Source organism: Streptomyces sp. NPDC040432 (genome assembly GCF_055595445.1).
The window spans coordinates 339,595-354,144 of the sequence record NZ_JBVIVP010000006.1 but is presented as its reverse complement, the minus strand read 5'-3'; the positions used below and the strand labels follow the sequence as shown (position 1 = coordinate 354,144).

The following is a 14,550-nucleotide window of genomic DNA, read 5'->3' as shown; positions in this document are numbered from 1 at the left end:
GCACGTCCCGCAGGCCCCGCGGGCCCCGCTATTCGGCGTCCGCCTGTTCCTTGGCCCGCTTCGTGAGCACCGCGGCGGCGGCGAGGGCGCTGCCCGCGAAGGCGAGGGCCAGGGTCCAGGGCCGGTCGAAGGTGTGGCCGGTGGCGTGGTCGACGGAGTACCGGCCCGCCCCCGCGAGGCCGACGGCCGCCGCCGTGAACCCCAGGAAGGCGGGGTACTCGTAGCCGCCCTCCTGGGCGAAGAACCCGGCGGGCGCGTGCACGGCCACAGCGCCGGCCATGGCTCCCGCGGCTGCCGCTCCAGCCGCCGGAGTGGCCAGGCCCAACACCAGCAGGGCGCCGCCCCCGGCCTCGCCGAGCGCGGCGGCGACGGCGCTGCGCCGTCCGGGCGTGAAGCCCATGCGTTCCATTGCGGCCGCCGTGCCGTCCAGTCCGGCGCCGCCGAACCAACCGAACAGCTTCTGCGTCCCGTGTGCCATCAGCACCGCGCCGGTGCCCGTGCGCAGCGCCAGCAGGGCCAGGTCTCGTCGGTTGATGCAGCTCATGGATGAACCTCCGGGTCGGTGCCGTTCACGAAGCCGTACCCGACATGCGTATCCCCCGGCGCGCCGGCTCCCCCGCGATCCGGCCGTGGATCCGCCATACGGTCGTGGCCGGGCGGTACGGGTCCGGATGGCGCACCGCGCACGGACGCGCGGCCGTGTCGCCGGCCCGCCGCACCGGGGCCCTGCCATCGTGACCGGGCGCCCGTCCCCGATCCGGAGGTACCTCCATGTCCCCACGGTCGAACTCCGCCGGCAACCGGGTCCGCCCCGCGCGGCGGCTCCTCGCGACCGCCCTGATGTGCGCGGCCGCCGCCGGCGTCCTCGTACCGCCGGCGTACGCGGGCACCGACCGCGATCCGGGCGGACGGGGGTCGGCGGCCCTGCGGAAGGAGCTCCAGGAGCTGGTGGCCACGCCCGGCGGGCCGCCCGGGGTCATCGCCGTCCTCAAGGACGGCGACCGTACCGAGGTGTACCGGGCGGGGGTGGCCGACCTGGGGACGGGGCGCAGGCCCGAGCCGTCCGACCACATGCGGATCGCCAGCGTCGCCAAGGCCTTCAGCGGGGCGGTGGCCCTCCGGCTCGTCGACCGGGGCCGGTTGCGTCTCGACGACACGATCGGCAAGGTACTGCCCCGACAGCCCGAGGCCTGGCACGAAGTGACGCTCCGCCAACTCCTCAACCACACGAGCGGTCTGCCCGACTACTCGGCCTCCGACGAGTTCCGCGAGATCGTCACCGCGGACCCCCGGCACCGGTTCGACTCGCGCCGACTCCTGGGCTTCGTCGCCGGGGAGGACGTCGTGTTTCCTCCCGGGAGCCGCTACCAGTACTCCAACTCGGACAACATCGCCGTCGCCCTCATGGCCGAGGCGGTCACCGGACGCCGGTACGAGGACCTGCTGCGGGACCTGGTGTACGAGCCGCTCGGCCTGAGGCGGACGAGCCTGCCCGGCGGCTACCGACTGCCCGTCCCGTTCCTGCACGGCTACGTCGTCGAGCCGCCCGAGGAACCGCAGGACGTCAGCGAGGCCATCGGCGCTTCCGGTGCCTGGGCTTCGGGCGGCATCGTCTCGACCCCGCAGGACCTGACGGAATTCATCAGGGCGTACGCGGGCGGCGGGCTGGTCTCGGACCGGACCAGGCGCCGACAGTTCACGTTCCTGAACGGCGGGCTCTCCCAGCCCCCCGGCCCCGGACGCACCGACGCGGGCCTGGCGATCTACCGGTACACGACCCGCTGCGGGGCGGTGTACGGCCACACCGGGAACACCCCGGGCTACACCCAGCTCGCGGCGGCCACGGCGGACGGGCGTCGCTCCCTGACCTTCACGGTCACCACGCAGGCCTCGCTCACCTACAAGCCCGAACTGATCCAACGGATCCGCGAGGTCCAGGAGGACTTCGTCTGCTCCCTGCTGCGGCACCGCTGACCCGGGGAAACCCGACGCGCACCGGAACGGGGGCGCGAACGGCCCGCCGGGTGCCATGGGCGGCCTGGGGCCGGTGGAACGCGCGCGGGCACTCCGACGGGCCGGCCCTCACGCCGGCGAAACGATCCGGTCGAGCGTTCGGCGCCCTGCCCGGGCCCGTGGCCCACGGGCTCGGGTTGATGCTCCGGCCCATCGGCGTAGCGTGAAATGAGGCCCGCTCCAGTGGCAGGCGGCAGCGGTGTCCTCCGGGGGCGGTCCCACTGTGCCGTCGCGCTGCCACCGAGGCGGTTCCCCCGCGCACACCGCGCGGCGGCAGGCCACGAGGAGCAGGAGCCATGGGCAAGCTCACGATCGACCACCTCCGCGAACGGGTCCGCGGTGAGGTCGTCACACCGCAGGACGGGGCCTACGACGAGGCGCGCAAGGTCCACAACGCCATGATCGACAGAAGGCCGGTCGTCGTCGTGCGCTGCGTCAACGCCGGCGACGTCATGGCCACCGTCGGCTTCGCCCGCGAGAACGGCCTCGACCTGGCGGTCCGGGGCGGCGCGCACAGCGTGCCCGGCTTCGGCACCTGCGACGAGGGCGTGGTCGCCGACCTGTCCGGGATGCGCGGGGTGCGGGTCGACCCCGTACGCGGCACGGCCCGGGCCGAGGGCGGTGCGACCTGGGGCGATTTCAACGCGGCGACCCACGCATTCGGCCTGGCCACGACCGGCGGGATCATCTCCACCACGGGCGTCGGCGGGCTGACCCTGGGCGGTGGCATCGGTTACCTCGCGCGCGGGCTCGGCCTGAGCTGCGACAACCTGGTGTCGGCGGACGTGGTGACCGCGGACGGCGAGCTCCTCGTCGTCGACGAGGAGCAGCATCCGGACCTGTTCTGGGCGCTGCGCGGCGGCGGCGGGAACTTCGGGGCGGTGACGTCCTTCGAGTTCGGGCTCGCACCCGTCCGGGACGTCTACGGGGGGCCGATGCTCTTCGAGCTGAAGGACGCCGGTGCCGTCCTGCGGGCGTTCCGCGAGCTGATCGCGGACGCGCCGGAGCAGTTGGGGGCGTTCCCCGCCTTCCAGATCGCCCCGCCGTTGCCGTTCATCCCGCAGGACCGGCACGGCGAGCCGTTCATCCTGGTCGTGGCGTGCTGGGCGGGGCCGGTCGACGAGGGCGAGGCCGCCCTGCGCCCCTTCCACGAGATCGCCCCGGTGGTCGCCGAGCACGTCGGCCCGATGCCGTACCCGGCTTTGAACTCCGCGTTCGACGCCCTGGTGCCGCCCGGGCTCCAGCACTACTGGAAGGCGAACTTCGTCACCGAGTTGACCGACGAGGCGATCGAGGCCCACCTCCGGTTCGGTCCGCGCGTGCCGGTGGTGAACTCGACCGTGCACATCTACCCCATCAACGGTGCCTGTCACCGGGTGGCGCCCGATGCCACCGCCTTCGCCTACCGGGACGCGTCCTTCGCGACGGTCATCGCGGGGATGTGGCCCGACCCGGCCGACAACGAGGCCAACACGGCCTGGGTGCGCGACTACTACGCGGCCACCGCTCCGCATTCGCAGGAGGGGGGTTACGTCAACTTCATGGCCGATGACGACCAGGACCGGATCCGGGTCAACTACAAGGGAAACTACGAGCGGTTGGTCGAGGTGAAGCGACGCTACGACCCCGGGAACCTCTTCCACCTCAACCAGAACATCGCCCCGTGAGGGTGGTGCCTCCGCGGCTCAGTTCATGACGCGCGGCAGGCGCAGGCTGAGCAGGGTGGTCAGGGCGATCAGGCCCAGTTGGACGAGGAGGGTGACGAGGAGGGCGTCGCGCATCCCCAGGGAGGTGGTCAGTGCGAGGAAGAGGCTGCCCAGGGTGGCGACGCCCAGCGCCAGGGCCGACTGTTGGGTGGTGACCATGACGCCGCCGCCCACCCCGGCCCGGTCGGCCGGTACGTCGGACAGCACCATGCGGATCAGTACGGGCAGTTGGAGGCCCTGGCCCAGGCCGGCGACGGCGACGCCGGGTGCGAGCGCGGCGAGCCCGACCCCGGGCCAACCCTGTCGGAGTTCGACGAGCAGCAGGCCGATGCCGAGGGCTTGGAGGACACCGCCCGCGGTGACGACGCGGCTGCCGAAGCGTCCGATGAGGCGCGGTCCGGCGAGGGAGGCCGCGAAGAAGGTCAGGGCCATCGGTACGAGCGCGAGCCCGGCTCGTACGGGTCCCATCGCCAGGCCCTGTTGCAGGGCCACCGCCATCACGAACATGAACCCGCTGAAGCCGATGGAGAACGGCACGACCATCACCAGGCCCCGGCGCAACGAGTCCAGCCGCAGCAGGCTCGGCGGGACGAGCGGGGTGCGGCCGAGCCGGTCGGCGCGGCGCTCGGTGAGGTAGAAGGCCGTGGCCGCGAAGGGGCAGGCCGCGAGGGAGAGCACGGTCCACAGCGGCCAACCGGCGGCCCGCCCCTCGGTCAGCGGCAGGAGCAGGGACACCAGGGACACGGCGAGCAGCAGGGTGCCGGGGACGTCGAGGGAGACGGGGCGGGGCGAGCGGGTCTCCGGGACGGTACGGACGGCGAGGAGCAGGCCGAGAACCACGAAGGGGATGTTGACCAGGAAGACGGCCCGCCAGCCCGTTCCGGCCGGGTCGGCGGCGACGAGAACACCACCGAGGATCTGTCCGGCGACCATCGACAGTCCGGCGGTGGCCCCGTACAGGCTCATCGCCCGGGCCCGGCGCGGACCCCGGGTGGTGGCCTGGATGGTGGCGAGGACCTGCGGCAGCATCAGTGCGGCGGCGGCTCCCTGCGCCACCCGCGCGCCGACGAGCGTCCAGGCGGTGGGCGCGAGTCCGCAGGCCAGGGAGGTGATCCCGAAGGAGGCCATGCCGATCAGGAAGAGCCGGCGCCGGCCGGCGGTGTCCCCGAGACGGCCGCCCAGGACCAGCAGCACCGCGTAGGCGACGCCGTAGCCGCCGACGACCAGTTCCAGGAGTGCCGGTCCGGCGGCCAGGTCGGCGTCGATGGCGGGCAGCGCCACGTTGACGATGAAGAAGTCGATCAGCGGGAGGGCCGCACCCAGGAGCACGGTGAACAGACCCGACGGGCGCAGCGACGAAGGTGCCGACGGGTCGGGTGCGGGGGCGGCACCGGAGGTGGGCGGTGCGGTCGGGGGTGCGGAGGGCGTGCGTACGGTGGTTTCGTTCACGGGGACGACGATGCTCCGGCTCTCAGCCTGGTACCAGAGTCTCCTCATCCTGGTATCGGCAGTACCTGGCAACCGGTTGCGGGATGCGGCAGTGTGGGCCCATGACCATGGTGGCTCCCCCGTCCGATGTGCGCCGGCGCGAGCTGGCGGAGTTCCTGCGCAGCCGTCGGGAGCGGATCACTCCCGATCAGGTGGGCCTCGTGCGCGGCCGCCGGCGGCGCACCCCCGGGTTGCGGCGCGAGGAGGTCGCCCAGCTCTCGTCGGTGGGTGTCACCTGGTACACGTGGCTGGAGCAGGCCCGTGAGATCCAGGTCTCCGCCCAGGTGCTGGACGCCCTCGCGCGCGCCCTGCTGCTGGACCGGAGCGAGCGGGCGCATCTGTTCGCGCTGGCCGGCAGCGTCGATCCGGCCCCGAACACTCCCTGTCCGAGCGTGACGCCGGAGCTGCGGGTGATGCTCGACCAGCTGGGGCCGATCCCGGCCTGCGTGCAGAACAGCCGTTACGACATCCTCGCGTACAACTCGACGTACGGGCGGCTGCTGTGCGATCTGGACCGGATGCCGCCGGAGGACCGGAACTGCCTGTGGTTGGCGTTCACGAATCCCGACTGGCGGGCCTGCACCGTGGACATGCCCGAGGCGCGACGGCTGATGGCGGCCAGGTTCCGCGCGTCGATGGCCGAGCACCTGGCCGAGCCCGCCTGGAAGGCGCTGCTGGCCCGGTTGGAAGGGGCGTCGGCGGAGTTCCGCGAGGTGTGGGCGCGCCACGAGGTGGTCGCTCAGGGCGGAAAGACGAAGTACATCCGCAACCCGCTGGTGGGACTGCTGCACCTGCGGCACACCGATCTGTGGCTGGGGCCCGCGGCGGGCCCCCGCCTGGTGGCCTACGTCCCGCTGGACGAGGAGACCCGCAACCGCCTCGAACGCCTCCGGGCCCTGTCCCCGGCGGGGGCCGGCCTCCCGCGGGGGTGAACGGCGCGCGGACACCCGCGAGGGGCGTGCCCGCTTCCGGCGCTCACCCAGGAGCCGAGGATTGCCGGACCGGGGCCGGTACGGGCCCCGCGACGGGGACGACGACGTCCACGGGTGCTTCGCGCCGGCGACGCCGGCAGCGGGCCGGGCAGGCGGTATGCGCCCCCGGTCTCACCCGAGGCCGGCCAGTACCTGTAGCGGCAGGGCCTCGAAGAAGGTGACCGCTTCCTCCCGCCAGCGGGGGCGCCAGCCCGCCGCCTCGGCCGCGGCCCGTACGGCGTGCCGCTCGACGCCCGCGCGCAGACGCTCCTCGGCGCCGCAGCGACGCCCGATGTCGCGCACCTCCTGGACGGTGCCGGCCGAACACCCCGGGTCCCCGAGCGCCGCCTCGACCACGGCCAGGTCCCGGCCGCGGGCGGCGGCGAGGACGGCGGTGACCGCGTAGCTGCGGCGGCCCTCGCGCAGGTCGTTCCCCGGGGGCTTGCCCAGGGCGCGGGCGTCCCCGAAGAGGTCCAGGTGGTCGTCGCGCATCTGTCCGCAGATCCCGACCAGGCGCGCGTAGCGGCGCAGCTCCGTGTCGAAGGCCCCGGGGTCCGCGCCGGCGGCCAGCAGGCCCAGTTGGAGCGGGGCGAGGATCGAGTAGCGGGCCGACTTGTACTCGGCGACCTCGTGCAGGGTCTCCTCGTCGGGGAGTGCGGTGAAGTCCCTTTCCAGGTCGGCGATCTGGCCGAGGAGGGTGGCCGTGGCCGCCCGGGTCTGGACTTCCAGCATGGCGTAGCGCAGCGGGAGGGGCACGGCGGAGTCGAGCAGGACCTGCTGGGAGAGGAACGCGGCGAGGTCTCCGGCGAGGACGGCCAGGCCGAGGGCCACCTGCGGGTGTTCGGGGAAACGGGCGCGGTAGGCGTGGTGGGTGGAGGGGCCGGAGCGTCGGGTGGGGCTGTTGTCGATGATGTCGTCGTGGATCAGGCCGTGGGTCTGGAGGAGTTCGATGCTCAGTGCGGCGTCGTCCAGCCCGGGGACGGGCTCGGTGGTGACCAGCCGGGCCGCTTCGTGGATCAGGGCGACCCGCAGACGCTTCCCGCCGCGCAGGGACAGGTCCCGCAGCAGGGTCAGGCATTCGGGGGCGAAGGCGCTGCGCGGGGGCACGTCGAGGGTGCGTTCGAGTCCGGCGAAGTAGTCCGCGAAGAGCCGCCCGAAGTGCCGTTCGTACCCGGCCAGCCGGCTGCGCATCCGCTCCTGGTCGGACGCGGCGCCGGGGTCCGACGGGGTGGGCCCGAACGCCCCGTCCGACGGGGTGGGCCGGTCCGTGGTGCCGGTCATGTGCGGGCTCCCCTGGGCTGGTTCCGTGCGGCCCGGGACGGGTCCGACGGAATGATCATACGTTCGCGTGAACGTCCGAACGGGGGCAATGGCTACCCGTCCGGCGGTGAGGTCGTTGCCGGGTGATCGCCTGCTCGTTGGGCGGTCGGCGCCGCGGCCCGCGGCGCCCCCGTCCTCGTCAGAAGGAGCTCCCCATGCGCGCTCGCGCCCTCGCTTCGCCCGGCCCCAGCCGTCGGATGGTCCTGGCCGGTGCGCTCGGGCTCGGGGCGGCGGCCGGGTGGTCCGCGGCCGGATCCGCCCACGCGGCGGCCGGCGGTCCCACGATCTTCGGCTGTGACGCGTGGGGCGCCCGGCAGCCGTCCGAGTCCGTGGTCGTGCTGGCCGCGCCGCCGAGGCAGATCGTGGTGCACCACACCGCGACCAGGAACGTGGACGACTACTCGCAGCAGCGGGCGTTCGCCCTGGCGCGGGCGATCCAGAACTACCACATGGACATCCAGGGCTGGATCGACACCGGCCAGCACTTCACCATCAGCCGCGGCGCCTTCGTCACCGAGGGCCGCCACCGCAGTCTCGCCGAACTGGATTCGGGCCGGAGGCAGGTGCGTTCGGCGCATTGCGTGGGCCGCAACGACGTGTCCGTCGGCATCGAGAACGAGGGCACCTACACCAGCGAGGAGCCCCCCGCCCAGCAGTTCGAGGCCCTCGTCACGCTGTGCACGCACATCTGCGACCGGTACGGGATCGCCCCGACGGAGATCCACGGGCACCGGGACTTCAACGACACCGCCTGCCCCGGCGACCGGCTGTACGCGCTCCTCCCCCGCCTGCGCAAGGACGTGGCCGTACGGCTGGGTGTCCGCCTGGGCGACCCGGAGCGCCCCGGGTTCCCCGACTTCCCCGTGTACGAGGACCGCGACGCGTGGGCCGGGCCGGCGGAGTACCTGCCCCCGGGTGCGCTGGACCGGGAGCTCGCCCGCTGGACCGGGCGGGCCGCCACGGGCCGGGGCGCGGGCGGCGCCGGGCGCACTCCGCGCTGAGGCCCGTGGTGAAAGTCCGGTCGTCGCCCGGACGTCGCGAGGCGGACGGGAGTTCGACGACAGGGCCCCGGGGTTGTCGTCACGCTCCCGTCGCCGCCCGAGACGGCGGGGAGTGCGACGGCAGGCACTAGGCTGCGGCTCGCGCGACCCCGTACGAACGAAGGTGAACATGATCGAGCCGGTGCAGGACAATCCGTACCCCGACACCCACGTCCTCGGCGAGGGCCCCGCCCCGCACCCGCAGTTGGGCCCGGTGCTCGCGCTGCTGGGGCGTTGGCACGGCCGGGGCGAAGGCGAGTACCCGACTCTCGACGCGGACTTCCGCTACGAGCAGGAGATCACCTTCAGCCACGACGGACGCCCCTTCCTGCGCTACGAGGCGCGCGCCTGGCTGATCGACGGATCCGGTGCCCCGGTCCGGCCCGCCGGGCGTGAGGCCGGGTGGTGGCGGGTGTTGCCCGACGCGTCCCTGGAGGTCGTGCTGGCGCATCCCACGGGGATCGTCGAAACGTACGTCGGGCAGGTGAAGGGGTCCGAGATCGAGATCCGGACGGACGAGGTGACGTTGACCCCGAAGGCCAAGGAGGTCACCGCCACCCGGCGGCACTACACCCTCGGCGACGGGGAGCTGACGGTGGTCCACGACATGGCGGCCGTGGGGCAGCCGCTCCAGCACCACCTGACGACACGTCTGCGCCGCCGCCCGTCCTGACGACTGCCGGCGCCCCGCGGCCGGCCACACCGTACGTCCCGGGCACACCGTGCGGTGCGGGCCCGGGGGCTCCGGGCGCGGGGCCGGGCGCCGGGGCGCGGCCGGTGGTTGACTGGTCGGCATGCCATTCGACGCCTACGGCGTGCTGTCAGGGACCCTGCACCGCCACTTCCGCGACCGGCCCGACGACCGGGGCGCCTGGTTCCACGTCAATCTGGAGGTCGACGCCCCGGACGGGCGGTACCGGTGCGCCGTCGACGTGGACAGCAAGCAGTCCGCCACCGGTGTCCGGTGGAAGACGCTCGTCCTGGCGCCGTCGGTCCTCGATCCGGTGCCCTCCCTGGCTCCGGGGTACCACGAGCTGTCCATGAGTTCGGGTTCGGGTGCCCTGGACCACCTGAGGCATCCGGCTCTCGCCGATCGTCGGAGCTGTCTCGTCCCGAGCCGGCCTCCGGGGTGGCTCCGGTCCCTGGTGGAGCGGTGGAGCCCGCCGAGGCCGTGGGTCACGGGCTCCAACCTGGACGCGGCCCGGACGTTGGAACCCATGCTGGTGCCGGGGAGGCCGATCCTGGTCTTCGGGGAGCCCTTCACCCACCACGGCCCCGGCATGCACAACATCCATCAGAACCAGGGCGATCCGTTCGGCAGCCAGTGGTGGGACGACAACGGGACCTGGCAGGACGGCGCGACCCTCACCCGGCGGCCGGACGGCTGGTACGACGTCTTCCTGAACAAGTTCTCCACCCAGACGGACCCGACGGACGACGACGGGCACCCGGTGACGCCCCACGCGTGACCGCGGAACCGTCCCGGGAGCCCCCGGCTCCCGGCGGGGCCCGCACCGGTCAGACGGCCACCGCGGTGGTCACGACGAGGGGCGGCGCGACGCGTTCGGCCTCCCACGGGCGGCTGCGGACGAGATCGGGGTCCGCCACGGTCAACGCCTCGTCCACGGTGGGTCGGTGCTGGGCGACGTTCCCGAACCCGGCACGTTCCAGCAGGCCCGGTAGGACATCGACGGGCCAGGCGTGGTTGCGGGTCTCCTCCCAGGAACCGTCGGTGCGCAGCAACCGCACGGTCAGCGGGTCGCCGGGCCCGTACTCCTCCCCCGGTTCGCCGATGCGCAACGAGGCGTACTCGATGCCGCTGCGCGCGGGGTCGGTGCCCAGCAGGACGAAGAGGCCGCCGGGGCGAAGGAGGCGGCGGATCTCCGTGAGGACGTCCAGCACCGCCTCCCGGGTGGGCAGCGAGGCCAGCACGTGGTTGCACATGACGGCGTCGGCGCAGCCGTTCGCCAGCGCGGTGACCCGTCCGTCCTCGACCAGGTGGAACTCCGCGACCGCCCGGGCCCCGGTACGGGCCAGTGCCAGTATCTGCGGCGAGATGTCGACGCCGATGACGTAGGCGCCGAGCCTGCGGGCGGCGCGGTCGGCGACCTTGCCCGGGCCGCAGCCGTAGTCCACGAGGACGGATCCGGTTCCGATCCGGCGGGACAGCGTCCCGAAGACGAACGGGTAGCCGAGGAGTCGGTTCGTGCCCGCGTCCATCGCCGCGTAGGCGTGCGCGCCCTCGCTCCCGGACCAGGCCGCGCCGCCCGTTCCGCCGGCCGGGCCGGGTTCCTCCGCGCTCTCGCTCACAGCCCCACTATCGGCCCGGGGCTGCCTCGCGGGGGTGTTACGACACGGCGGTACTCGCTACGGCAGCGGTACCCCGCGGGCGGTGGTCCACAGTTCGTACCACTCCTCGTGGGTGAGGTCGGGCTCGCGCAGGGCCGCGTCGCGGCAGGCGCGGATCCGCTCCGGGCGGGCGCTGCCGACGACGGGTGCGATGCCGGCGGGGTGGCGCATCAGCCACCACAGCAGGACGGTCTCCGGCGTGGTCTCCTTGCGTCGGGCGAGGTCGGTGAGGAGCTCGGCGGTGGCCCGTTCGGCCGGTGTCTCCTGGCGGCCGGTGAAGCGGCCCTGCGCCAGCGCGCCCCAGGCCTGGAGGCGGATGCCGTGGTCCTGGCAGTGCTCCAGCGTGCCGAAGGGGAAGCCGTTGGCGGTGGCCCCGCCGGTGTTGAGCAGGACCCCGGCCTCGACCCAGTCGCGGCTGTGCAGGCTCATCTCCAGCTGGTTGGCCACGAGGGGTACGTCGAGCCGGGCCTGGAGCCTCGCGATCTGCGCGGCGCCCATGTTGGACACCCCGAAGGCGCGTACGAGGCCCTGCCGGTGCAGGGCGGTCAGCGCCCTGGCGGTTTCCTCGGGGTCGGCGAGGGGGTCGGGGCGGTGCAGCAGCAGGACGTCGATGACGTCGGTCCGCAGCCGGGTGAGGCTCTCCTCCACCCGTCGGGTGATGCTGTCGCCGCGCAGGTCGTACCGGCCCGGGCCGTCCTCGTCCGCGAGGCGGATGCCGCACTTGGTCTGCAGGGTGATCCGTTCGCGCAGTCCCGGTGTCCGGGCGAGGACCTCCCCGAACACGGCCTCGGCCTTGCCGTGCCGGTAGATGTCGGCGTGGTCGAAGACGGTGATGCCGCTGTCGAGCGCCGCGGATACGGCCGCCTCGGCGGCGTCGATGTCGGACGGCCCGTAGGGCTCCGGGTCCCAGCTCCCGCCCAACCCCATGCACCCGTACAGCACCCGGTATCCGCTCGTTCGTACGTTCGCATCGATCGTCACGCGCCCACCCTATGACGTGCGGCGGCCCGGCCGGGCCGTGACGTCGGGGGCGGGGGATCGTTGAACGACCGGTCAAGCGAAGTGACCGTACGAGGCCCCGGGGCCGAGAAGCCCCGGGGCCTCGTGCTGTCGGTGGCCCCGGGGAGCCTGCCGGCCCCGGCCCCCGGTGTGGTCCCGCGTACGCGGTGGACTCCCCCGCCCCGGTGGGTGTGCGTCCCGGGGAGGGTTCCGGGCTCCTCAGGGGGTGCGGTGGACGCGGGCCAGGACGAGGACCGTGTCGTCGGTGGGCGGGTCGGGCAGGAGGCCGGCCAGGACGCGGTCGGCGATCGCCTCCAGCGGTTCCGCCGGACCGGACGGGCGGGCGAGTTCGGCGCGCAGCGCGTCGAGCCCGGCGTCGATGTCGCGCCCGCGGGCCTCGATGAGCCCGTCGGTGTACAGGGCGAGGACCGCGTGCTCGGGCAGTTCGATCTCCGTCGTGCGGAAGGGGAACCCGCCGACGCCGAGCGGTACGCCGAGCACCTCCGCGACGGTCCGTACCGTGCCGTCGGGGTGGCGGACCAGGAGCGGCGGGTGACCGGCGCTGGCGATCCGGGCCCGTCCGCTCGTCGCGTCGTAGACGAGGTAGAGGCAGGTGGCCAGCTCGATGCCGGCTTCTCGCGCGAGCGCGTCGAGCTCGCCGAGCATGGCGGCCGGTTCGGCGTTGTGCCGGGCCAGGGCCTTGGTGGTGATCCGGAGCCGGCCCATGGCGGCGGCTGCCGGGACCCCGTGGCCCATCACGTCGCCGACCACGAGGGCGACCCGGTGGTCGGGCAGTTCGATCACGTCGTACCAGTCGCCGCCCACCTCCGTGATCCGGCCGCCGGGGACGTAGCGGTGCGCCACCTCCGCGTAGGGGCTGTCCGCCTGCGCGGTGGGCAGGAGGGCTCGCTGGAGGGTGAGCGAGATGTCCTGGACCCTGCTGTAGAGGCGGGCGTTGTCCAGGCAGATCGCGGCTCGGGACGCCAGCTCCCCGGCCAGCGCGAGATCGTCCTCGGTGAACGCCGGCCGGTGCGCCGAGCGGCCGAACAGGGCGATCCCCTGGACGGTGCCGCGGGCGATGAGCGGGGCGACCAGGATGCAGGCGACGCCGCTCTCGGCGATGAGGCGGGCGCGTTCCTCGATGACCACGGTGCGGGCCAGGAACGCCTCGTCGACGGCGGAGGACACGGGTCGTCCGGTGCTCAGCATGTCGTGGATGGCGGAGCCGGGCGGGTAGCGCACCCGGTCCACCCCGCCGACGAGTTCGTCGGCGGGCGGCGGGAGGACCGTCCCGAAGGCGATGCGACGGGTGAGCAGGGGGCGGGCCGGGTCGAAGAGCTCCGACTCGTCCATCCATTCCACGATCTCGACCACGGCGCCGTCACAGAATTCGGGCATCGCGACCTCGACCAGTTCCCCGGCGGTGCGGACGACGTCCAGGGTCGTGCCGATGCGGGTGGAGGCGCGGTCCAGCAGGGCGAGTCGGCGGCGACCGGCGGCGGCCTCCAGGATGGCCCGTTCCCGGTCGGTGACGTCCATGATCAGGCCGCCGAGGCCGGGCGGGGTGCCGACGGCCCGGGTCAGGGGGAAGAAGCTGACCGAGCGGACCTGGTCCTGGTCCGGTCGGCCCAGGGGGCGCAGGCCCGTCAGCGCGCCGATGACGGGCACGCCGTCGTCGGCCACTCCTCGGAGCATGCGTCGGAACTCGGTGGGGTCGGACACCAGCATGACCTCGTCGATGCCCCGCCCGAGGTGTTCCGCGACGGACAGGCCGTTCATGTCGGCGAGGGCCTGGTTGAGGTGGACGTGGCGCAGGTCCTCGTCCAGCATGACCAGGCCGATGGGGCAGGTCATGAAGAGGGCGTCGAGGAAGGCCAGGTTCGTCTTGACCCGGTCGAGCTCATCGCTGCGACTGGCCAGGCCCAGGACCTCCGAGCGGCCGGCGGCACCGGTCACGGGGAAGACCCGGAAGCCGCACGCGAAGTCCGTCCCGTCGTGGTGGCGGGCCGTGAGCCGCCCCCGCCAGTAGCCCAGGGTCCTGGCTCGTTCGGTCAGGCGGGCGGCTTCCTCGGGGCCCTCGGCGAGGAGCAGGCCGGCGGGGCGGGACAGGACCGCCTCGGCCTCGTGGCCGAAGAGGTCGCGGGCTCCCGGCCCCCAGTGGCAGACACGGCCGTCCTCGTCGATGCCGAAGACGGCGACGGACACGTGTTCGAGCAGGGTTCCGGGTTCGGACGGGAAGGGGCTCTGCGCCTGCTCGCCCCCCGGCCGTACCGATGGCACGAGACGTCCCCTTCCACCTGCCGATTCCTCCCCTCACTATGCGGACGGCAGCCGATTACGGCGAGGCGGGACCCCCGAATGCCTGCACGGATGTTCGATGGAGGGTGGGGTGGTTCAGGGTGCGGCGCGCCGGTCCGGCTGCCGCCGCGGCCGTCGCGCGGGTACCGGACGGCGGCGGGACCGGGCTCGGGGCCGGCCACGCGGTCGGCCGGGCACCGGCCGCTGTGGCCGTTCACCACCCTCAGCCGGCGCGCGCCGGTGACGACCCACTCCGGGGCCCGACCGGCGGCCGGCTCGGAACGGGGGCGGGCCGGGCGGCGGCGTGGTCAGCCGCCAGGGCGCCGCGTACAGGTCACCGGGGACCCCGCCGGCGGCACGAGCGCG

General features: G+C 73.7%; 12 protein-coding genes. 6 read left to right on the top strand and 6 right to left on the bottom strand.

The genetic code is table 11. The annotated features are described in order from the left end of the window. Window positions 1-28: 28 nt before the first annotated feature. Window positions 29-544 carry a DoxX family membrane protein gene (locus ACZ58N_RS16825; RefSeq protein WP_471159837.1) on the bottom strand — a complete coding sequence of 172 codons (516 nt, stop codon included), beginning with the start codon at window positions 542-544 and terminating at the stop codon, window positions 29-31. 227 nt (window positions 545-771) lie between these two features. On the opposite strand from ACZ58N_RS16825, the gene ACZ58N_RS16820 reads away from it, so the two are divergent. Together ACZ58N_RS16820 and ACZ58N_RS16815 are read left to right on the top strand one after the other, a co-directional pair. Next, entirely contained in the window at window positions 772-1,974 is a 1,203-nt protein-coding gene (locus ACZ58N_RS16820) for a serine hydrolase domain-containing protein (protein WP_471159835.1), read from the top strand. A gap of 335 nt (window positions 1,975-2,309) precedes the next feature. Next, entirely contained in the window at window positions 2,310-3,680 is a 1,371-nt protein-coding gene (locus ACZ58N_RS16815; protein ID WP_471159832.1) for an FAD-binding oxidoreductase, read from the top strand. 18 nt (window positions 3,681-3,698) lie between these two features. Here ACZ58N_RS16815 and ACZ58N_RS16810 read toward each other — a convergent pair whose 3' ends face one another. Beyond that, window positions 3,699-5,216, bottom strand: a complete 1,518-nt coding sequence (locus tag ACZ58N_RS16810) for an MFS transporter (protein ID WP_471159829.1) — start codon at window positions 5,214-5,216, stop codon at window positions 3,699-3,701. Between the two features lie 53 nt (window positions 5,217-5,269). Between ACZ58N_RS16810 and ACZ58N_RS16805 the strand changes: the two genes are divergently transcribed. Beyond that, window positions 5,270-6,139: an MmyB family transcriptional regulator gene (locus tag ACZ58N_RS16805; protein WP_471159826.1), complete on the top strand. Its 870-nt coding sequence runs from the start codon at window positions 5,270-5,272 to the stop codon at window positions 6,137-6,139. 171 nt (window positions 6,140-6,310) lie between these two features. Here ACZ58N_RS16805 and ACZ58N_RS16800 read toward each other — a convergent pair whose 3' ends face one another. Beyond that, window positions 6,311-7,369, bottom strand: a complete 1,059-nt coding sequence (locus ACZ58N_RS16800) for a polyprenyl synthetase family protein (RefSeq protein ID WP_471160138.1) — start codon at window positions 7,367-7,369, stop codon at window positions 6,311-6,313. A gap of 284 nt (window positions 7,370-7,653) precedes the next feature. Here ACZ58N_RS16800 and ACZ58N_RS16795 point away from each other — a divergent pair, with 284 nt between their 5' ends. The 3 genes from ACZ58N_RS16795 to ACZ58N_RS16785 all read left to right on the top strand — a co-directional run bounded on the left by ACZ58N_RS16795 (window position 7,654) and on the right by ACZ58N_RS16785 (window position 10,007). Next, complete coding sequence (locus ACZ58N_RS16795; RefSeq protein ID WP_471159822.1) at window positions 7,654-8,499, top strand: peptidoglycan recognition protein family protein; 846 nt, start codon at window positions 7,654-7,656, stop codon at window positions 8,497-8,499. Between the two features lie 169 nt (window positions 8,500-8,668). Continuing rightward, window positions 8,669-9,211 (top strand): heme-binding beta-barrel domain-containing protein, encoded by a 543-nt coding sequence (locus ACZ58N_RS16790; RefSeq protein WP_471159817.1) that lies wholly within the window; start codon window positions 8,669-8,671, stop codon window positions 9,209-9,211. Window positions 9,212-9,332: 121 nt separating this feature from the next. Further along, on the top strand, window positions 9,333-10,007 hold the full coding sequence (locus ACZ58N_RS16785) for a DUF2278 family protein (protein WP_471159815.1): 675 nt from the start codon (window positions 9,333-9,335) through the stop codon (window positions 10,005-10,007). A 49-nt stretch (window positions 10,008-10,056) separates the two neighbouring features. Here the strand turns inward: ACZ58N_RS16785 and ACZ58N_RS16780 are convergent, their stop codons facing one another. The 3 genes from ACZ58N_RS16780 to ACZ58N_RS16770 all read right to left on the bottom strand — a co-directional run bounded on the left by ACZ58N_RS16780 (window position 10,057) and on the right by ACZ58N_RS16770 (window position 14,166). Next, window positions 10,057-10,848, bottom strand: a complete 792-nt coding sequence (locus ACZ58N_RS16780; protein ID WP_471159812.1) for a class I SAM-dependent methyltransferase — start codon at window positions 10,846-10,848, stop codon at window positions 10,057-10,059. Between the two features lie 57 nt (window positions 10,849-10,905). Beyond that, window positions 10,906-11,868, bottom strand: coding sequence for an aldo/keto reductase (locus tag ACZ58N_RS16775; protein ID WP_471159809.1), 963 nt, complete (start codon window positions 11,866-11,868; stop codon window positions 10,906-10,908). 237 nt (window positions 11,869-12,105) lie between these two features. After that, window positions 12,106-14,166 (bottom strand): SpoIIE family protein phosphatase, encoded by a 2,061-nt coding sequence (locus ACZ58N_RS16770; RefSeq protein ID WP_471159805.1) that lies wholly within the window; start codon window positions 14,164-14,166, stop codon window positions 12,106-12,108. Window positions 14,167-14,550: the final 384 nt, after the last annotated feature.